A 20,446-nucleotide genomic window follows, 5' to 3' on the forward strand; every position below is an offset into this window, starting at 1 on the left:
TGGATGAGCTAAACGTTAATTAATAAATATATTTTAAACTGCTGTTAATACGTAAACGCTCCTTTTACCAGCACACTTTTAATACCAAAGCGTATAGCTACCGATTGCATACTTAAATATCACTACAGCTCAATACGTTAGCGAACCTTTTAACTTAAGCTAAGGTTGAATGGCAATCTACGCTCATTTATTTTAACTTTATAACCATTGCCGTATTACCTTTTATTATAACTAATCTATTTAAATTCCTTTTTAGAATATCAAAAATTAGCTATTGTCCGCCCATTCCAACTTTATGTATTTACTAAAATGAAAAAACAGTTAATTTCAGGCTTAGCTTTAACGTGCGCGTTAGGTTCGTTCAGTGCATTTGCTACTAATGGTTATTTTACTCACGGCTATGGCATGACCCACAAAGGCATGGCTGGTGCAGGTGTAGCGCTGTCAGAAGAGTTAATGTCTGGCGCTAATAATCCAGCAACTTTTTTACCTAAAGGAACAGAGCTATCACTGGGCTTAGAGCTTTTTTCACCTGAACGAAAATATACTGCATCAAAAGTAGATACTTTTTACCCTGGCGCATTTTATCTTGAAGCAAAAACACAAAAAAGCGACAACACCGTATTTGCAATTCCAGAGTTTGCTATTGGCCATCAATTAAATGAAAAAGTAAATATTGGTTTATTAGTGTATGGCAACGGCGGTATGAATACCGAGTACGGCGCAGAATCCTCTCCTGAGGGGACCTTTTACGCTGGTACAACAGGCGTTGATTTAAAACAACTCTTTATTAGCCCAACAGTAAGCTATAAGTTGAATGAACAAACACGCCTTGGTGTATCCCCTATTTACGTGGTGCAACAGTTTGAAGCACAAGGGCTTGGGAACTTTGCTCCTTTTTCGCAATCACCAGAGGCGCTCACTGATAATGGTACCGATACAAGCACAGGCCTAGGCATTCAACTGGGTATTAGCCAAGATATAAATTCGTCATTAAGCTGGGGGGCAAGTTACCGCTCATCAGTGTCTATGCAAGAGTTTGATAGCTATAAAGGTTTGTTTGCAGAGCAAGGCGGATTTGATCTACCAAGTTCGTTTCAACTTGGCGCAGCCTACAAGCTTACCCCAAGTAATCAGGTTGTATTTGATTGGCAAAAAATAAATTACAGCGAAGTAAAAAGTATTGCAAATCCAGTCAATAATTTAATGTCAGCGCCTTTAGGAGCTAACGCCGGCGCTGGGTTTGGCTGGAACGATATGACTATTTATAAGCTTGGTTATCAATGGCAGCGTACATCGCAACAAAAGATTCGTTTTGGGGTGTCTTACACCGAGCAGCCTATTCCTTCTTCTCAAGTTATATTAAATACTTTAGCGCCGGGTGTTCAAGAGTGGCATTTTACTACTGGCTTTAGCCATTCTTTTACCAACAAGGTACAATTAAATGCTATGGCTTTTTATTCGCCAGCAAAAAAAGTAACGGGTGCTAACTACTTAGCACCTAATCAACAATTATCAATCGAAATGAAACAAACCGGTTTAGGCGTTTCTGTTGTTTGGGAAATTTAAAAATGATAACAGAATTCACCCCAGTATCGGCTGCAATAGGCGGGGCATTAATAGGTATAGCGTGTACGTTATTACTGGTTTTATACGGAAAAATTGCGGGCATATCAGGCATTGTTAAGTCTGTATTCGCTAAAGCAAATTCAGGCTCTCGTTGGCAGTTATACTTTATTTTAGGGTTGTTGTTGGCAGGAGTGGCCGTAAGGATATTTGCGCCATCTTTATTAGAAGGCGAATTGCAATTACCGCCTTGGCTTATTGTTGTTGCAGGGCTTTTAGTTGGCGCTGGTACAACGTTAGCTAATGGGTGCACAAGTGGCCATGGTGTGTGCGGCATGTCGCGCTTTTCTACTCGCTCTTGGGTTGCAACATGCACATTTATGCTTGTCGCCTTCATTACAGCAAACCTTGTAGGATAAATAATGAAAGCAATTATGATGGTTGTTATAGGCTTTATATTTGGCTTAGGACTTATTATTAGCGGGATGACAAACCCTGCTAAAGTGATTAACTTTCTTACCTATGGAAACCAATGGGACGCAAGCTTAATTATAGTGATGGCTGTTGCCATGCTAATAATGATGCTGACATGGTTATGGGTTGCAAAAAAAGAGAAGCCACTTCTTTCAGGAACGTTTAATTTAAGTGATTTAAAAAAAATTGATGCACGCTTAATTATCGGCTCGGTACTTTTTGGTTTAGGCTGGGGTTTAAGTGGTATATGCCCAGGCCCGGGTTTGGTTCAATTGGTATCTCTTAAAATGGAGTTTTTATTGTTTTTTGCAGCCGTCCTAGGCGGTATGTGGTTAGCCAAAAAAGTATAATATTTGCTGCCGACTAAACTCGGCAGCTACTTTACCCAAACAAAGGTACATAACTTGCTGCAATATATAAAACTATATTGAACAGGTTTAAGTTATGCTAAATAAAGCGCTGGAATTTTCTAACAACACACCTTGGTTAGGCGCAGCGTCCTCTCTTTTACTTATAGCTATACTACTGTTTTTAATTCGTTTTTTTGTAATGTACTGGCTAAAAAAATGGACTTCAAAAACCAAATTTATATTCGATACTTTACTAATAGAGTCAATATCTAAGCCGCTAACACTGTGCACAATTATTGTGCAACTCACCATTTTAGAGCACGACACCTTCATTATTAGTACTTCTATTTCTCAACAGATCCCTTTTAATAGCATTAATATTGTATTAGCTCTGCTTGCACTTATTATGTTTTTAGACCGCTTTATTATTGGCACTATTAATTACTATGGTAAACAATCTGCCGTGGTTTTTAATTCAAAAAGCATAATTAAAGGCGTGATACGCGTTACATTATCGTCAGTGGGATTACTGGTATTAATGGGCACGTTAGGTATTTCTATTACGCCAATTATTGCCTCGTTAGGTATTACATCACTGGCTGTTGCCCTTGCTTTGCAACCTACCCTCGAAAACTTTTTTTCTGGCGTGCAGCTAGTAATAGATAAACCTATAAGGGTGGGTGATTTTATTGAGCTTGAATCTAAGGAGCAAGGCTTTGTTGATCATATAGGCTGGCGTTCTACATGGGTTAAAATGCTACCTAACAATATGATTATTATACCTAATAGCCAATTATCTAAGTCGCGTATTATTAATTACTTTTACCCTGAAAAAGAGCTAAGCGTACCTGTTGATATAAGTGTACATTACGATTCAGATTTAGAATTTGTTGAACAAGTAACACTTGAAGTAGCTCGTGAAATACTTATTTCACACGAATGGGGCGTTGATGATTACAATACCTTTGTGGTTTTTCATACCTTTGATAGATCAAGCATTAACTTTACGGTAATGCTTAGAGCTAAAGAATACTTTAATCGCTTTTGGGTTAAATCTGCTTTTATAAAAGCCTTGCATAAACGCTATAAAAAAGAAGGTATTGTAATTCCCTTCCCTATTACGGCTATTAACACGACTCAAGAGGCCGCTAAATTTAATAGTGATAAAAAGGTGCAAGGCGACACTTAAAAAAAAGCGCGAGTAACTCTCGCGCTAATAAGTATTAAAACTTGTAGGTTATTTGCCCAATAATTTCGCGAGGGCTGCCGGGAAAGTGGCCATTACGCTCAGTAAAGCCACTAACCGCGTATTCTTTATCAAACAGGTTATTAATATTTACACTCAGCAATACGTTGTCAAAGCGACTCGTCCAGCTCATATCAAATACGGTAAATGGTTTTACTTTTTGACCACCGGTACTCAGTTGCTCACTTACGTAATTTGCACCAAAGGCAATTGATGAGTCAATTGAATCAATAGCGTAGCGAGTCCATAAACCTGCCTGGTGGCGTGGCGCATTAGCAAAGCGCGAACCATCTCCAAATGTATTTGAAAGCGTATCACCCGTTACGCCGTCTACCACTTGCGTATCGTTGTATGCGTAGTTAGCCGTTACGGTCCAGTGCGCTGATAAATCGCCGACTAAAGTTGTTTCAAACCCTCGGCTTTCTACTTCACCTATATTTAAAAGTGCAGCAATGCCATCTCCAGCTCCCGTATCGTCAGGGTTGCTCATTACCACGTTTTCTTTATTAATTTGATAAATTGCAAAGGTGCTCATTATTTTGCCGTCGAGCCATTGGTTTTTCATACCCAGCTCTGTTTGCTTGCCGGTTTCTGGTTCTAAATTACCTTCGCCTTCTACATCTTCTTGGTCGGCTGACGATGTAGGGTTAAAGCTCTCTGAGTAGTTAATATATACCGATGTGTTTTCTACTGGCTGATAAGTAACAGCAACGCGCGGCGTTATATCGTTATCTGAGTAACTAAAACCAGTTTCTTGATTAAACTCTTTAAAATGGTCATAGCGTAAACCTGCAATTATTGTCCACTGCTCGCCTATGCTAATTACGTCTTGTGCATATACACCAAATCGGTCAGTATCAACGCCATCGCGGTTCATGTCGGTGAGGTTATAAGTGCTTGGGTCGGTTTCACCGTAGTTTAAATTAAAAATATTTAAATTAGCGACGCCATCGGCCTCATATCGGGCACGAAAGTAGTCATATTCGGTATCAACGGTGTGGTAATCACCACCAAATAAAAACTGATGGGTTAATTGTCCTTTTCCAAAGTTATAAACAAAGTCGGTGGTTATACTTGCTTCTTTATTGGCACGAAATTGCTTACGGTATTCTCGTTTGATGGTTTCGTCATCAATGTTTGCTTCGCCATCACCATTTACATCTACCCAACTTTGCGACTCATGGTAGCCTTGATCGCGTTCGTTATCCATGTAACGCAGTGTGCTACTTACAGAAAAATCATCACTAAAGTAATGACTTATCTCGGCTTGAAGCACCAACGCTTCCATATCTTGATAATCAACCGCTTCATTAGCGTTATAACTTGGGTCAACTAAAAAGTTGCCGTTGTCATCTACCGGTACGCCCCGTAAGCGGTTACCGCCTAGGTCTTGTTTAATGTAGTCAACACTTGTGGTTAGGGTTGTTGAATCTGTTAAATCAAATAACAATCCACCTGTTAGCTCGGTGTTTTTTGAGTCTGCATTGTTACGAAAGCTGTCTTGCTCTTCATAAAAACCACCCAACCTATAAGCCATTGTATCGCTTAAACCACCTGTCATATCGAGTGATGCGCCACGCGTATTGTAGTTACCCAAGGTGAGCTTTAATTCGCGCTTTTCTAAGTAGCTTGGTTTTTTGGTTACGTAATTAATCATCCCACCAGGTTCGCCACCGCCATACAAAGCAGAGGCTGGCCCCTTTAATACTTCAACACGTTCTACATTAAATAACTGCGGTACACCAAAGCCCGAATATGGGTCGCCACGCACACCATCGTAAAATACATTTGCGTCATCTCTAAAACCACGAAAAGTTACGCCTGAGTAGCTATATTCGCTCACTCCCGCAATAGATCGGTACAAATCGGTAATGTCACGCGCTGCTTGGTCAATAATAAGTTGCTCGGTTAATACCTGAGCCGATTGCGGAAGCTTAATAAGATCTAAATTAGTTTTAGTACCAATTTTACTTTCGGTCTCTAAGTAAAATTGCTGGGCACGGCCAGTTACTTCAATAGTTTCAATGTCGTCGTTTTGTTGTGAAAAAGCTATATTAGAAAAAACAGATAAAGACGCAGCAATACTTAATGCCAAATAATTAGGGTTAAACATGATAATTCCTGGGAGAAGTGTAGATAGCTAACAACCTAAATGATAACTTTTATCATTTTCATAATCAACACAGGAGCGGATTTAATACATCTAAATATTAGAACTAATATTAGTTAAAACAGAGCGCTAGCCCTTTTATTGCAGTTAAAATAAAACCCCTACTGTATTAAATACAGTAGGGGTTATTAAGTAATTCTTAAATTAGTTTTAGCGTGTAATTTACCCAGCAATATTGCTAATTTGAATTACTGGAGACACGTTAGTAAAATTAACTAAATCAGCCGCTATTACTTCTTGATGAGGTGCAAAGGCTTGCTGAAAAGATTCTACCGATTCAAACACTAAATGCCCCATAGCAATATAAGTTGGCGCTTCGCCCGGTGCGCCACCAGCTAAACCTGCATCTGCACTACTTGATATAAGCGCTTTACCAACTAACTCTGCAACTAGGGGTAAATGTGTTTTACAGTAGTAGTCCATATCGAAAGTAGCACTTTCATTATTAGGGTATAGTACGCTTACTTTAATCATTACATTCTCTCTTTTATTTACTAAAAAATTTAAAGCGTCTTTTGAAACAGTATGAATCATACATAAGTAAAAAACACATAAGTGAGCAGTCGCTCAATTATGCGGTATTCATACTCATAGCGCCAGTAATTTGATTGCAGTGCTTATTTTAATTAAGGTGATACTTCGCTAATTTACTTAAGTGCGGGTCGTTTTTTAAAAGGTTTGGGCGGCAAAGACTCTACAAAGTTAACGCACGTATTTACCCAATATGCTAAATCAGACCCAAAACCTTCAGGTAAAATATAAACCAAGCACTTAAATGGTTTTACTGTAAGGTTACTCTTCTAGTCCTCTATAAAATGCCATTTAGTACCTGTATTTTTAATAAGCACATCACACACCTAATAATGGTAGTAGCACTTAAACCTAAGTAAATAAAATAACAGTAATGAAGGTGATTAAGAAAGGTATGCAAAGAGTAGGTATAAAATTATTTTGGACTTACAGTTTATACCAAACCGCACTAATCAAAGCTGATTGAGCTGTCACTAGTGCGGTTCAAAAGTAAGTATAAAGCTAATTAATTTAATTTTAATAAACCAAAATGCTTATGCAGAAAGTTGCACTGGAGCATCTGCTGCAAATACTTTTTTCATGCTGCCTTGTTGTTCAAGGCGAATATGCCAACTAAATGCTTCTTCAAGTAAATGAGGGGTATGCCCACCACGCTCACAAGCGCGATTGTAGTAATCTAACATGTCGTCGCTGTAATCTGGGTGCACGCAGTGCTTAATAACTTGTACAGCACGCTCACGCGGCGCTAAACCGCGTAAATCAGCTAAGCCTTGCTCGGTTACTAAAATATCAACATCGTGTTCGTTATGATCAACATGACTCGCCATAGGCACTACGCTTGAAATAGCGCCATTTTTAGCAATCGATTTAGTCACAAATATTGCTAAATGAGCATTACGAGCAAAATCACCAGAGCCACCAATACCATTCATCATTCGTGTGCCACACACATGTGTTGAATTTACGTTGCCATACATATCAAACTCAAGCGCGGTGTTTATTGCAATAATCCCTAAACGGCGCACTATTTCAGGATGGTTCGAAATTTCTTGAGGGCGTAACACTAGCTTGTCTTTGTATTGCTCTAAGTTATTAAATACTTGCGCATTACAACGCTCAGACAACACAATTGAGCTGCCCGATGCAAAGCTCAGCTTACCTGCGTCAATTAGGTCAAACGTCGAATCTTGTAGTACTTCAGAGTACATTGTTAGGTCTTTAAAGTCAGAGTCGAGTAGTCCCATCATTACAGCATTAGCAATGTTACCAATGCCTGCTTGTAGCGGACCTAAATTAGCTGGCAATTTATTTTGAGCCACTTCGTCTTTAAAAAAGTTAACTAAATGGCGCGCAATAGATGCGGTGTCTTCATCTGGGTCGGTAACGGTAGAAAACGAGTCGCTTTGGTTAGTAAAAACAATACCAACAATTTTTGCAGGATCGATAGGAATTGCAGTACTACCAATTCGGTCATCCACTTTAACTAACGGCATTGGTTGGCGAGTAGGACGATACGAAGGAATGTATATGTCATGCAAACCTTCAAGATTCGGGTTATGCAGCATATTAATTTCAACGATGACTTGTTTGGCAAAAATAGCAAAACTGGCTGAGTTACCAACCGATGTAGTAGGCACAATATGCCCTTCTTCGGTAATAGCGACGGCTTCAATAACAGCTACATCAGGCATGGTTAATTGATGATTTCGTAGATGCTCAACCGTTTCAGATAAATGCTGATCAATAAACATAACTTCGCCGTTATTAATCGCTTTACGCAAAGTACTATCTACTTGAAAAGGCATACGACGCGCTAAAATACCCGCTTCTGTTAATAGCTTGTCGAGATCATTACCTAATGACGCACCCGTCATTAAATTTATTTTGATTGGATTTTTTTTGACTTGCTCAATTAATGCTCTGGGTACTGCTTTAGCTTCTCCGGCGCGAGTGAAACCACTCATCCCTACAGTCATTCCATCTTTAATAAATTGGCTTGCTTGTTCTGCCGGCATCACCTTGTCGTGCAGGTTACTATTGCGAATACGTTCCAAGTGCATACTGAGCTCCTCTCTAAATTTGACATTATTCTAATCCTAACTTCGTACGACACAATCTAGACTTAAGTCGTATTTACGAATCGAGGATGAGCAACATGTTTAAAAGGGAGGTTAATTTACTTTTAATTAATACTATCATGTAGTTATTAGTAATATTTTTAACAAAAATAACATAATAATCTATAAAGTAATTTATAAAGTAATCTATAAATAAATAGTATTATTTAATTAGAGGAATTATTTTTGAGGAATTAAGTTTATTAGTTCAAACACCCAAATGAGGAATTTGGGTGGCAGTCTTACCAGCCACATCTCGGCACACACGTCACAAACTGTGGCTGCTCCCTTCCGGGCCTGACCAGGTTCGCCTGCTAGTGTTGCGAGAGGACCAATAAGACTACCATTGAGGGCCTTGGTTGGCGCGGGAGGGATTATCTCTACTTTTGCTCTGTTATTCAAGGGATAATCTAAAAAGAAAGTGCGATTGCATACTTCATATACAATCGCGGTGTATTTAGCTGTTTTAGTGCGTATTAATTGTTCTCTAACTGCGCTTTTATATTACGAAGTGCTGCTTTTACTTTTTTCATGTTTTCTGGACCCATACGTAAAAGCTGTTTTTGCGCAGCAGGTAATTGCTCCCACTCCGAAAACGCATACTGATACGTCACTGAATCGCGAAGTAACGGCAAGTCACCTTCAGGCTCTGGCGTATCAAGTAATAAATCGATTGCATCGGTTAGCGTTTGATTAAACTCATCATCTCCATAACCAATTTCACTGTATGCATTATTTATAAGTGGCTTGTACTCTTCGTACATGCGAACGGCTTGCGCTGCACTCATACTGGTAAATATTTTCACATACGGGGTATAACGCTCGTAGCTGTTAGGGTTAATTGTGAGAATATCCCCTTCATTAACGCTAAATTTCTCTTCTGGCTGTACAACAGGCGTGTGCTTTTTAGCTACCTTACCTTTAGCTAGGTTATCTACAAATACAACACCACGGCGAATTACATCGTCGGTCACCATTAGGCTCATTACTGAGTCGCTTAGGTACTCATCCATTTTAGCAACCACAACTGCATCACTTTCGTTAAGTGTTGGTAGTGGCTCTACTTCAGGCTCCGGCTCACTCGGGCTTTGTACTGGTACTTCAAGCTCGGCTGGTTTTTCTGGCATTACAGATGGCGCGTCTACCACTGGGTCGTTCTCGGGTTTAAGCTCCATCATAGGTTGCTCTTTAACTACGGGCTCTACCTCAGTGCGTGTTTCTTGCTCGTCACTTGGTGTGAGCAATACGAAGGCGGCCGCACATGCTACGACTATTAAAATAATAACGGCGAAAAGAATATTGTTATTAGGTGGACGTTTTTGAACATCTGATGCTTCTGGTTTATCTGACATACGAACTCCATAAAAATTAAAATGCGATATCACTTAGAGTACGCTAAGTGGATTAAATTCATTCTTACACAAATACTATGACATTTTATAATACGGCAATTATAGCAAAGTAAGTTACCTACTAAATTGGGTGATTAAATAATGTAATAAGCATTAGGGCAGTTATCCTTTGATTCTTCTAGCTTAAAGACTTACAGTTAATAAATAAAGTAAAGACGTAGAACAGTTTAACCACCAATATGAAAATCAAGCAAGTTGATCCACAAAAACCTAAAATTGCCTTATTACTTACAGGTGGTGGCGCACGAGCAGCTTATCAAGTCGGTGTGCTAAAAGCGCTAGCTCATAGTATGCCTCGTACTGCTCCATTGCCATTTAGAGTAATAAATGGCACCTCCGCTGGCGCTATTAACTCAGCTGCATTGGCATGTTACGCTTCTTGTGCGCATTTGGCTGTACGAAAGCTCGAATCAGTTTGGAAAAACTTTTCAACCTCTATGGTCTATAAAAGTGACTTTTTAAGCGTGTTTGGTCATATTGCTCGCAATATCTTAACGAGCTTTCAGTCAGAGCATATTAACCACCCGCCAGCGAGTCTGCTAAATAACCGCCCTCTGCGTAGTTTATTAAACGAGATTTTAGATTTACACCGCATTGAGCGCAATTTACACCGTAATTATTTAGATGCGCTGTCTATTACAGCCTCAAGTTATACAACGGGTGACTCGGTTGCATTTTTTCAATCTAATACACAAACATCTTGGCAACGTGCTAAACGCGAAGGCCGCGCAACTCGTATTAATGTTGAGCACTTAATGGCATCAAGTGCCATTCCTATGGTGTTTCCAAGTGTAAATATTTATAACCATTACTTTGGTGATGGCTCTATACATCAACTTTCTCCGCTGAGTCCGTCGATTCATTTAGGCGCTGAAAAAATATTTATTATTGGGGTAGACCAACCTAAAGAATTACACCCGCCGGGTTATTCGCCACATTATCCTGGACTCTCTGCTGTTGCGGGGCATTTACTAGACAGTGTATTTACCGACACTATGCAATCGGATTTAGAGCGTTTGGCTCGTGTTAACCGAACATTAGGGCTATTACCCGCTCGTGATAAACATCAAGAACTTAAACAAATAGATACCTTTGTAATTAACCCATCGCAAAACTTTAACGCAATTGCAGCGCAGTATTACGACGATATGCCATGGGCTATTAAAGTATTGCTACGTACCATAGGTGTTAAAAAACATTCGCAATCGAGCTTAACCAGTTATCTATTGTTTGAAAAACGCTACACCCAGCATTTAATGCAAATTGGCTATGAAGACGGTATGAAAAAATTACCGGAGATACGCAAGTTTTTAGAACTAGATTAAGCCCAAACAGAAACGTTATTCTATTCCGTCGAGCAGGTAGTGCTCTACCCGCTCAACACGCCTTGGTTTACCTTGTAACACTAAAACGTCATTAGCCAATAAGGTTGTTTGTGCTGATGGCGTGTCTATTTCGGCCCCTTCTCTGCGCAGTGCTTTTACCAGTACTCGCCGCTTTTCTAAATTTAGATCTTCAATTGTTTTATTCACGGCATAAGCTTGCTTAGGCAATACTACAACGTGTAAATATTCTAATCGGTCGGTTGAGGCATCTTCGCTATCTTTAAAATACCCCGCGTAAAAACTTTGCATTAATGGATAACGATTACGTCGCTCTTTACTTACTCGGCGAACAATACGCATCATCGGTACGCCCGACATAGACAACACATGCGACACGAGCATTAAGCTTGCCTCTAACGACTCAGGTACTACTTCGGTTACACCTAGCGCTTTTAAATAATCTAGCTGGCTATCGTCACGGGTACGAATGAGTATTTTAACATTGGGTGCTATTTGCTTTATGGCATCAATCACAATTTGTGCGTGGTCAAGCTCTGTAAAAGTAATAATAACCAAGCGAGCTCGCTCTACTCCTGCGCATTTTAAAATATCTTTTTGTTTAACATAGCCAAATATGACAGGCTCACCGGCGGCTTTACCTTCTTGAACCAAAATAGGGTTACTTTCAATCGCAACATAGTCTATTGCTTCGGGCTTTAAAAACCGCGCTATAGTTTGTCCAACACGCGAAAAACCACAAATAACAACATGGTCGCTATAAAGCGTGCTGCTTTGTGGCTCACTCTCGAGCGCTAAACTTGGGCGATCGAGTATGCCTAAACGCTTTAAAATTACTGGCGTTTTATCAATCAAAAATGGAGTAAATGCCATTGAAAGCACACCAAGGGCAATTAAAAATGAAGCTTGCTCTGAATTTAATAACTGATGCTGACCAGCAAGTGCAATAAGTACAAAGCCAAACTCCCCCATTTGCCACAGCATAATGCCACAGGCGAGTGAGTCTTGGTTTCGCTCATGCATTAGCCGCGCACTAAAGGCTACTACTGTAATTTTTAATACCAGTAAACCCAGCAAGGCGCCAATAATTACTACGATATGCCCCAGTACAAATAAAATATCTAGCTGCATACCAACGGTTACAAAAAACAACCCCATTAAAATATCGCGAAATGGACGTATATCGGCCTCTAACTGATGCCTGTAATGACTCTCACCTAACATCATTCCGGCTAAAAAAGCACCTAGCGCCATAGACAAGCCAAACATATACGTTAAAAAGCCTGCAAATAAAGCGACTAATATGGTGGTAAGCACAAATAACTCATCGGTTCGTACTTGCGCTATTTCTTTAAATACAATGGGCAATACCCATTTACCAATTGCCCAAAGAAGCACACATACAAATGCGCCTTTACTTAGGGCAAATGCTAAAGCCCAGCCAATACTTTGAGAGTCACTTGATGCAAATAAAGGAAGTATTATTAATAGAGGAACGACAGCAATATCTTGAAAAAGTAGAACACCAACAGCCAATTGCCCACGGCGCTGATTAAGCTCACCCGTTTCTTTTAATAGCTTAACAACCACAGCAGTTGAAGAAAGCGCCATAATTGTGCCAATGGTAAAGCTGGTGAGTAATGAAAAGTTTAAGCAATATAGAATAATAATGAAGAGTAAACTGGTTATACCTACTTGTAATGAGCCCAAACCAAATACTAGATTTCGCATTGCCATTAGCCGAGAAATAGAAAATTCTAGCCCTAAACTAAATAACAAAAATACAATGCCCAATTCAGCCACAAACTCTATTTCGTGAGATTGTGTAAGCCAACCAATACCATGACTACCAGCTAAAACCCCAGTTGCTAGGTACGCTAAAATAGGCGGCAAGCCAATGCGCTTAAAAAACCACACAAAAAGAACTGCCGCGACTAATAAGCCAAAAATTTGAGCATTAATACTTTGCAAATGCAGCCTCGCGTTTAAATTAAACTAGTCGCTTGTAAGTAAATATAACAACCATATGTTTTTCATGCAATTTTAAAATATGGCACAAAAATAGCTTAGTTATTGCAAAGTAACACCCTCGGGGGAGAATTTAATGGAAAACGTCCATATTTTGACGCAGCGTGTGTCTGGTCGCGGTGATTTTTTGCCGTTTTCGGCTGAACACTCACCTACAAATGAAATAACAGAAACGCACGAACTCGTTGCAGAGCTACAAACAAGCTTAGTAATCGAGGATGTGCTTGCTATTTATGCTAAATTTGCAAAACAATTGCTCAATTTTTCTGGATTGCAATTTCAGTCTACCTTAGGTACTGCTCAAACATCACAGAGTGATACAAATAGTACACCCTATATTTTTGATTTGACGATCGGCAAAGAACACCTAGGACAGCTAATTTACTTTAGTAGATTCCCGCTTGGTCACGCAATTGAGAAAAAGTTACATACATTACATACTGCGCTGGTTTATCCACTTCGTAATGCGATGATGTATAGCCGCGTACTAAAGCTTGCTACAAAGGATGCGTTAACCGGTTTAAATAATCGTAGTCAATTTAATGACTTTTTGCTTCAAAAGCTCGAAAACTGTCGCCGTTACCAACGTCCATTTAGTTTAATGTTGCTTGATTTAGATAACTTTAAACAAGTTAACGACAATTTCGGTCATAAAATTGGTGACGATACACTTAAAGAGTTTTCAAAAGTACTGTGTAGCAGCATACGCGGCACTGATTCGGTATTTAGATTTGGTGGTGATGAGTTTGCTTTACTTATTGAAGACCCAGAGTTTACTACTAATAAAGTAATTGCTGAGCGAATAATGTGCCTAGTAAGAAAATCGCCATTAATGTCTAAATATAAAGTAACAACCAGTATTGGTTTTACTTTAGCTAACAGCCAAGATTGCGAAACTGAGATATTTGCTCGAGCCGATAAAGGTTTATACAAAGCAAAGGCATCAGGTAGAAACTGCGCAAAAGCATATTAGCCTTTAGTTAACTGCATTAAATAAAAAAGCCTAGCTTCCCCCGCTAGGCTTTGCACTTACCAATTTATAAATAAACAACGCAGCACAGAATCCAAAAAAGAATCCGCTAATTAAATTAAGTAATGCAGTAATAGTAGCAAGCGGTGTAAATAATACTAAAAGCAGTGGCAGGCTCACGCCTGAAATAAAAAATAATCCACCTTTACCTAACCAATAAGCTAATAAAAGTACTGCAGATGCAATCCCACCAGCGACCGCATAACCTAACGTGACTATATTTAACTCAAGTAAAACATTAGCGATAACAGCAATAAGCGCTGTTATTAGCATACCCATTGGTGCTTTTGTTACTAACGATAAGCCAACATGCGGCTGTTTACTCATTTATTTACACTCCCAAAAAATACCATTTTCATCAACATGCTTAGCGCTTATAAAACAACCAACCACTTGAACTAATTCATCATTATAAAAAATAAGTGGCACACTGGCGCGTAGCCACGGCGCTATTTTTGCATCTTTAAACCAATGCTTAACTGTATTACTACCAGGCTTTTTAAATGGTTTAATACGTGCGCTATTGCAATTAAAGCGCACTATTACTTGCTCATTTGAGTGTGGAGGTCTTACTCCAAAACCGGTGCTTTTAATTAATAAGCGCCCGTCAGCAAGTTTTAGCTGTGAATGATTCAGCTCACTATCTGTTAATACTTCACTTGGTATTACAAAATACAAATAACCTTGATGGCGACGTATTTGCCCATCGAGCAAATCAATACGCATTTGTGTATCGTTTTTTGCGTGCATTGCTTGATTAATAATTTGCTCAAGCTGCTTTAGCGATGGCATGAGTTGTGTAAATAATGCAAGCCACGCACGTACTATATTTGCAATACGCGCTGCACTGTATTCGCTTATTTGGCTAATGCACAGTGCTTGGTGCTCGTTAATACACTTATTTAAATCAAGCTGTGTATATTCATCGAGCAATGTTTGCTGTTGTTGTAGCAGCTCAATACTTCGTGCTGTACATTGTTCAAACCCAGCAAATCGCTCGGCTAACACAGGTACTATTTTTGAGCGTAAAAAGTTACGGTCAAAACTTTCATCTGTATTTGAGTCATCAGTTATGTGGTTAATACTAAAGCGCGCCGCAAACGCTTCTATATCGCTTCGCTTGACGTTTAACAATGGCCTAAAACATACACGGCCACTTTGCAGCAAACGCACTTGTTGCATGGCGCCAAGCCCTTTTAAACCCGAACCTCGCTTTAAGCGCAGTAAAAACGTTTCTACTTGGTCGTTTAAATGTTGGCCCAGTAAAATAATGCTGCCTTGTGGGCTTAGCTCATCAAGTGCTTTATAACGTGCATCGCGAGCTTGGGCTTCAAGGCTCGTACGCGACTGCTGCTCAATTACAACTTTTGCGGCTTTAAAAGGCACATCAAGATCAATACACACATTTTTACAAAAGCGTTGCCAGTCATCGCCATACTGGCTCAAGCCATGGTGAACATAAATAGCCGATACATCAATTGCAGGGTTATCAGCTCTTAAAGTACGCATTAAATGCAGCAACACCACAGAATCAACGCCACCAGAAAGCGCCACTGTAAAAACAGTGTTACCTTGCTCAATATAGCTATTTAGTGATTTTTTTAACTGCTGATAAATTACTGATGTATGCATATGGACGCACTTTTATATAAAAACTCTGAACATTTTAAAGCAAAAAAGCCGCATAAGCGGCTTTTTTTAACAATTAATGTGTTTAGCAATAACCAAACGACATTAAACGTTTGTAACGTTGATCAAGCATTTCTTCAAGCGTAAGCGCTTGTAAGTCTGCTAGGTCACGCTTAAGGCGTACTTTTAAGTTACGTGCCATAGCATCGTAATTACGATGTGCACCACCTAGTGGCTCATCAACTAAGTTGTTGATTAAGTCTAGCTCTTTAACGCGCTCTGCAGTTACACCCATTGCTTCTGCTGCAAGCGGTGCTTTGTCAGCGCTTTTCCAAAGAATAGACGCACAACCTTCAGGCGAAATTACAGAATAAGTGCTGTACTGCAACATGTTAACTCTGTCGCCAACACCAATCGCTAATGCACCACCTGAACCGCCTTCACCAATAACCGTACATATTGTCGGCACTTTAAGTGACGCCATTACTTTTAAGTTACGTGCGATTGCTTCAGATTGACCACGTTCTTCAGCGCCAACACCTGGGTATGCACCTGGTGTGTCAATAAAGGTCATGATTGGCATTTTAAAACGCTCAGCCATTTCCATTAAGCGTAATGCTTTACGGTAACCTTCTGGCTTTGGCATACCAAAGTTACGTTTAATTTTTTCAGCAGTATCACGACCTTTTTGTTGGCCAATAACCATTACTGGCTCGCCATCTAAACGCGCAATGCCACCTAAAATAGCTGGATCGTTAGCAAAAGTACGATCGCCAGCAAACTCGTCAAATTCCGTGAAAATGCGCTCGATATAATCTCGAGTGTAAGGACGCAACGGATGACGTGCTAACTGTGATACTTGCCAAGCGCCTAAATTAGAAAAAATCTCCTGTTTTTGTTTGGCACTTTTTTCTTTTAATTTGCTGACTTCCTCTTCTAACTCAAGGTCTAATTCGCCAGCGCGGCTGATACTTTGTAATTCTTCAATTTTTGCTTCTAATTCTGCAATTGGAAGCTCAAAATCAAGATAATTGAGGCTCATGCTCTAAACTACCTAATTAGTTAAATTCTAGTTCTACATCTTGCGCAGCCATTAGTGATAACTTATGGATTAAGTCGTCACTTGGCGTAACACACCATTCGATTCCAAGAGTTAATTGCGCCAACGCATCTGGACGTTGGTAATAAACCTTGATCGGACACGTTCCCATTTTATAGGGTTCGAGTACTTTTTGTAATTTATCGAAGAAACCTGCCTCGATTTGCACCATGTTCAGCGTCATTTTAATCGCTTTAATACGCTTTTCACGCGCTTGAGCAATGGTGTTTATTTCTCTGGCGGTCATTGTAATACCACCGGAGAAGTTATCAAAGCTGACCTGTCCAGATATTACCAAGATATTGTTAACTTGGAGCATATCTTGGTACTTTTCAAACTCGTCTGAATACAAGCGTACATCAATCCGTGCACTCTTGTCATCTAAAGTTACTAAGGCCCAACGATTTCCTTTTTTATTAATTAATACTCTAGAAGCAATAACTAAACCAGCGGCCGTTGCAAACACATCACGATTAGTTGGCTGTAAATCAACTATTTTTCCGCTAGTGTAATGCCTAAGCTCACGGCGGTACTGATTTATTGGATGCCCAGTTAAATAAAGGCCTAGCGTCTCTTTTTCGCCATCTAACCACTCGTTATCAGTAAGCCCTGTGGCTTTAATAAAAGCTTGTTCAACTTCATCAGGCTCAGTGGCTAATAAACCAAATAAGTCACTTTGTCCTAATTGCTCAGCTTTGTTGTGTTGATCGGCCGCACGCATAGCATCTTTTAAACTGGCTAGTAATGTAGCACGCCCAGATTGGGTTTTTTCTGGTCCTAATTGATCCAAAGCACCTGCGTAAATTAATTTTTCAGTAACACGTTTATTTAAGCGTTTTAAATCAACACGGGCACAAAAATCAAATAAATCTTTAAATGGGCCGCCTTTTGCACGCGCTTCTAAAATTGCTTCAACCGGAGCCTCACCTACGCCTTTTATCGCGCCAATGCCGTAAACAATTTCACCTTCAAGGTTTACTGTAAACTTAAACTCACCTGCATTTACGTCTGGTGGTAATAAGGTGAGCTTCATGTTTTCACATTCATCCACCAAAATAACTATTTTGTCGGTGTTATCCATATCGGCCGACATTACAGCAGCCATAAACTCTGCAGGATGATGCGTTTTCATCCACAATGTTTGATACGATACGAGTGCGTAAGCTGCTGAGTGAGATTTGTTAAAACCGTAACCTGCGAACTTTTCTACCAAGTCGAAGATTTTTATCGCAAGCTCGCCGTCAATGCCGTTATTTCTTGCGCCATCTTCAAATGTTGAACGCTGCTTTGCCATTTCTTCGGGTTTTTTCTTACCCATTGCACGACGCAGCATGTCGGCGCCACCTAGCGTGTAACCTGCTAGTACTTGCGCAATTTGCATTACTTGTTCTTGATACAAAATAATGCCGTACGTAGGATCAAGTATTGGTTTTAAGCTTTCGTGCTGATACTGCGCATCTGGGTATGAGATTTCTTCGCGGCCCAGTTTTCGGTCGATAAAGTTATCTACCATGCCTGATTGCAGTGGACCTGGTCGGAACAAAGCCACAAGTGCAATCATATCTTCAAAGCAGTCGGGCTTAAGGCGGCGTACTAAGTCTTTCATACCACGCGACTCTAGCTGGAATACAGCGGTCGTTTCGGCTCTAAGTAGCAACTCAATACTTTTTTTATCATCCAGTGGAATGGTGTTTATATCAACGGGGTCTTTACCTTGGCGCTTCATGCGCACATTGGTCATATCGACCGCCCACTGCAATATAGTCAGTGTACGTAAACCCAAGAAATCGAACTTAACTAAGCCGGCTGTTTCTACATCGTTTTTATCAAACTGTGTTACTGGAAACTTACCTTCGTCATCGCAATAAAGCGCAGCGAAGTCGGTAATAGTGGTTGGCGATATTACTACGCCACCCGCATGTTTACCGGCATTACGTGTACACCCTTCAAGGATGCGACACATGTCGATTAAGTCTTTTACCTCATTGTCGCCATCGTAGGCTTCTTGCAAGCGTGGTTCTACATCAAACGCTTTGGCAAGTGTCATACCGGGGTCACCCGGAATCAATTTTGAAATTCGATCAACAAACCCGTAAGGATGCCCAAGCACTCGCCCTACATCGCGTATTACCGCCTTTGCAGCCATGGTACCAAAGGTAATAATTTGCGAAACCGCATCCCGACCATACAAAGCCGACACGTGATCAATTACTTCGTCTCGTCTATCCATACAAAAATCGACGTCGAAATCGGGCATTGATACACGTTCAGGGTTTAAGAATCGCTCAAAGAGTAAGTCAAACTCAAGTGGATCAAGGTCGGTAATTTTAAGCGCGTACGCAACTAACGAACCCGCACCTGAACCACGACCAGGTCCAACTGGAATATTATTATCTTTACTCCACTGAATAAACTCCATTACGATTAAGAAGTAACCTGGGAATCCCATTTGGTTGATTACACCGAGCTCAATTGCAAGACGCTCATCGTATTCAACACGTTTTACTTTTCTATCTTCTTCGTCGGGGAATAAAAACTGTAGTCGCTCTTCTAGGCCGTCTTGTGACACTTTAACTAAAAAGTCTTCAATTTTAAGCGAGCCGGTTGGGTAATCAGGTAAAAAGTAAGTACCTAATTGCACAGTTACATTACAACGCTTAGCGATTTCTACGGTATTTTGTAGGGCTTCTGGAATATCGCTAAACAACTCAGCCATTTGCTCAGGTGTTTTTAGATATTGTTCTTCAGAGAACCGTTTAGGGCGGCGCTTATCATCGAGCGTGTAACCGTCAAAAATAGCAACACGAATTTCGTGCGCTTCAAAGTTTTCGGGCTTTAAAAACACCACTTCGTTGGTGGCTACAACCGGTAGCTGCTCTTTAGCAGCAAGCTCTACCGCCATGTGTAAGTAATCTTCTTCAAGCGGTCGGTTGGTGCGAACAAGCTCTAGGTAGTAGTTATCGCTAAAATGCTGCTTATAAAAACTAACAACCGATTCAATTACAGTCGGATTATTTTTTAATAACGCTTTACCTAAGTCACCGTCTTTAGCGCCTGAGAGAATAATTAAGCCTGCTTTTAGCTCAACTAACCATTCGCGGTCAATCACAGGGCGATGAAATACATGCCCACGCTGATACGCTTTAGATATCAGCAAGGTAATATTTTTATAGCCGTCGTTGTCTTTGGCTAATATGGTTAAGCGGCTTGGCTCATCAGGAAACCCTGGGCTACGAACCCAAAAGTCAGCACCCACTATAGGTTTAATACCTGCGTTATGCGTGGCGCCATAAAAACGCACTAAACCACAAAAGTTCATTTGATCAGTAATTGCAATGGCTGGCATTTGCAGCTCTTGCGCTTTTGCGACTATTGGCTTTGTTTTAGCAAGGCCATCAACCATCGAAAAGTCTGAATGAACTCTTAAATGAACAAAATCAGGAGCAGCCAT

At 40.2% G+C, this 20,446-nt stretch carries 15 protein-coding genes and 1 other RNA gene; 6 read left to right on the top strand and 10 right to left on the bottom strand.

All coding sequences use genetic code 11. From position 1 onward, the window contains the following. The first annotated feature begins 309 nt into the window (after positions 1 to 309). From RB214_RS11135 to RB214_RS11150, 4 genes are all read left to right on the top strand, one after another. Positions 310 to 1,569, top strand: coding sequence for an outer membrane protein transport protein (locus RB214_RS11135; protein ID WP_309166907.1), 1,260 nt, complete (start codon positions 310 to 312; stop codon positions 1,567 to 1,569). A 2-nt stretch (positions 1,570 to 1,571) separates the two neighbouring features. Continuing rightward, on the top strand, positions 1,572 to 1,985 hold the full coding sequence (locus RB214_RS11140) for a YeeE/YedE thiosulfate transporter family protein (protein ID WP_309166910.1): 414 nt from the start codon (positions 1,572 to 1,574) through the stop codon (positions 1,983 to 1,985). Between the two features lie 3 nt (positions 1,986 to 1,988). Further along, positions 1,989 to 2,390 (top strand): DUF6691 family protein, encoded by a 402-nt coding sequence (locus RB214_RS11145; protein ID WP_002958285.1) that lies wholly within the window; start codon positions 1,989 to 1,991, stop codon positions 2,388 to 2,390. 94 nt (positions 2,391 to 2,484) lie between these two features. Further along, entirely contained in the window at positions 2,485 to 3,579 is a 1,095-nt protein-coding gene (locus RB214_RS11150) for a mechanosensitive ion channel family protein (RefSeq protein ID WP_309166917.1), read from the top strand. Between the two features lie 34 nt (positions 3,580 to 3,613). On the opposite strand, the gene RB214_RS11155 is transcribed toward RB214_RS11150, so the two are convergent. The 5 genes from RB214_RS11155 to RB214_RS11175 form a co-directional block, all read right to left on the bottom strand. Next, a complete protein-coding gene (locus RB214_RS11155) occupies positions 3,614 to 5,749 on the bottom strand; it encodes a TonB-dependent siderophore receptor (protein WP_309166921.1) in 2,136 nt (711 codons plus the stop codon). 219 nt (positions 5,750 to 5,968) lie between these two features. Further along, a complete protein-coding gene (locus RB214_RS11160) occupies positions 5,969 to 6,280 on the bottom strand; it encodes an EthD family reductase (RefSeq protein WP_002958288.1) in 312 nt (103 codons plus the stop codon). 590 nt (positions 6,281 to 6,870) lie between these two features. Beyond that, a complete protein-coding gene (locus RB214_RS11165; protein ID WP_309166925.1) occupies positions 6,871 to 8,397 on the bottom strand; it encodes an acetyl-CoA hydrolase/transferase family protein in 1,527 nt (508 codons plus the stop codon). 297 nt (positions 8,398 to 8,694) lie between these two features. Next, positions 8,695 to 8,791, bottom strand: an RNA gene (gene ffs, locus RB214_RS11170) — signal recognition particle sRNA small type. Between the two features lie 139 nt (positions 8,792 to 8,930). After that, on the bottom strand, positions 8,931 to 9,806 hold the full coding sequence (locus RB214_RS11175) for a DUF3014 domain-containing protein (RefSeq protein WP_309166927.1): 876 nt from the start codon (positions 9,804 to 9,806) through the stop codon (positions 8,931 to 8,933). A gap of 239 nt (positions 9,807 to 10,045) precedes the next feature. Here RB214_RS11175 and RB214_RS11180 point away from each other — a divergent pair, with 239 nt between their 5' ends. Next, positions 10,046 to 11,191: a patatin-like phospholipase family protein gene (locus RB214_RS11180; RefSeq protein ID WP_309166930.1), complete on the top strand. Its 1,146-nt coding sequence runs from the start codon at positions 10,046 to 10,048 to the stop codon at positions 11,189 to 11,191. A 15-nt stretch (positions 11,192 to 11,206) separates the two neighbouring features. On the opposite strand, the gene RB214_RS11185 is transcribed toward RB214_RS11180, so the two are convergent. Continuing rightward, entirely contained in the window at positions 11,207 to 13,180 is a 1,974-nt protein-coding gene (locus tag RB214_RS11185; RefSeq protein ID WP_309166932.1) for a monovalent cation:proton antiporter-2 (CPA2) family protein, read from the bottom strand. A gap of 133 nt (positions 13,181 to 13,313) precedes the next feature. Between RB214_RS11185 and RB214_RS11190 the strand changes: the two genes are divergently transcribed. Then, positions 13,314 to 14,210, top strand: a complete 897-nt coding sequence (locus RB214_RS11190) for a GGDEF domain-containing protein (RefSeq protein WP_182195845.1) — start codon at positions 13,314 to 13,316, stop codon at positions 14,208 to 14,210. Positions 14,211 to 14,240: 30 nt separating this feature from the next. Here the strand turns inward: RB214_RS11190 and RB214_RS11195 are convergent, their stop codons facing one another. The 4 genes from RB214_RS11195 to dnaE all read right to left on the bottom strand — a co-directional run bounded on the left by RB214_RS11195 (position 14,241) and on the right by dnaE (position 20,446). Continuing rightward, the gene (locus tag RB214_RS11195) at positions 14,241 to 14,594 is read right to left on the bottom strand and encodes a hypothetical protein (RefSeq protein WP_182195842.1); all 354 of its coding nucleotides are present in this window, start codon (positions 14,592 to 14,594) and stop codon (positions 14,241 to 14,243) included. Next, complete coding sequence (tilS, locus tag RB214_RS11200; protein WP_309166937.1) at positions 14,595 to 15,899, bottom strand: tRNA lysidine(34) synthetase TilS; 1,305 nt, start codon at positions 15,897 to 15,899, stop codon at positions 14,595 to 14,597. It abuts the gene before it with no gap. An 82-nt stretch (positions 15,900 to 15,981) separates the two neighbouring features. Then, entirely contained in the window at positions 15,982 to 16,938 is a 957-nt protein-coding gene (accA, locus tag RB214_RS11205; protein ID WP_002958297.1) for an acetyl-CoA carboxylase carboxyl transferase subunit alpha, read from the bottom strand. A 16-nt stretch (positions 16,939 to 16,954) separates the two neighbouring features. Beyond that, positions 16,955 to 20,446, bottom strand: a complete 3,492-nt coding sequence (dnaE, locus tag RB214_RS11210; protein WP_309166940.1) for a DNA polymerase III subunit alpha — start codon at positions 20,444 to 20,446, stop codon at positions 16,955 to 16,957.

This window comes from Pseudoalteromonas sp. HL-AS1 (genome assembly GCF_031198785.1).
GTDB classification, from domain to species: Bacteria; Pseudomonadota; Gammaproteobacteria; order Enterobacterales; family Alteromonadaceae; genus Pseudoalteromonas; species Pseudoalteromonas distincta.

Coding starts and splice junctions, on each gene's coding strand:
- tilS (WP_309166937.1), bottom strand. CDS start 15,899: ATGCATACATCAGTAATTTATCAGCAGTTAAAAAAATCACTAAATAGC.
- RB214_RS11180 (WP_309166930.1), top strand. CDS start 10,046: ATGAAAATCAAGCAAGTTGATCCACAAAAACCTAAAATTGCCTTATTA.
- RB214_RS11135 (WP_309166907.1), top strand. CDS start 310: ATGAAAAAACAGTTAATTTCAGGCTTAGCTTTAACGTGCGCGTTAGGT.
- RB214_RS11190 (WP_182195845.1), top strand. CDS start 13,314: ATGGAAAACGTCCATATTTTGACGCAGCGTGTGTCTGGTCGCGGTGAT.
- RB214_RS11175 (WP_309166927.1), bottom strand. CDS start 9,806: ATGTCAGATAAACCAGAAGCATCAGATGTTCAAAAACGTCCACCTAAT.
- RB214_RS11165 (WP_309166925.1), bottom strand. CDS start 8,397: ATGCACTTGGAACGTATTCGCAATAGTAACCTGCACGACAAGGTGATG.
- RB214_RS11150 (WP_309166917.1), top strand. CDS start 2,485: ATGCTAAATAAAGCGCTGGAATTTTCTAACAACACACCTTGGTTAGGC.
- RB214_RS11160 (WP_002958288.1), bottom strand. CDS start 6,280: ATGATTAAAGTAAGCGTACTATACCCTAATAATGAAAGTGCTACTTTC.
- RB214_RS11195 (WP_182195842.1), bottom strand. CDS start 14,594: ATGAGTAAACAGCCGCATGTTGGCTTATCGTTAGTAACAAAAGCACCA.
- accA (WP_002958297.1), bottom strand. CDS start 16,938: ATGAGCCTCAATTATCTTGATTTTGAGCTTCCAATTGCAGAATTAGAA.
- RB214_RS11145 (WP_002958285.1), top strand. CDS start 1,989: ATGAAAGCAATTATGATGGTTGTTATAGGCTTTATATTTGGCTTAGGA.
- RB214_RS11140 (WP_309166910.1), top strand. CDS start 1,572: ATGATAACAGAATTCACCCCAGTATCGGCTGCAATAGGCGGGGCATTA.
- dnaE (WP_309166940.1), bottom strand. CDS start 20,446: ATGGCTGCTCCTGATTTTGTTCATTTAAGAGTTCATTCAGACTTTTCG.
- RB214_RS11155 (WP_309166921.1), bottom strand. CDS start 5,749: ATGTTTAACCCTAATTATTTGGCATTAAGTATTGCTGCGTCTTTATCT.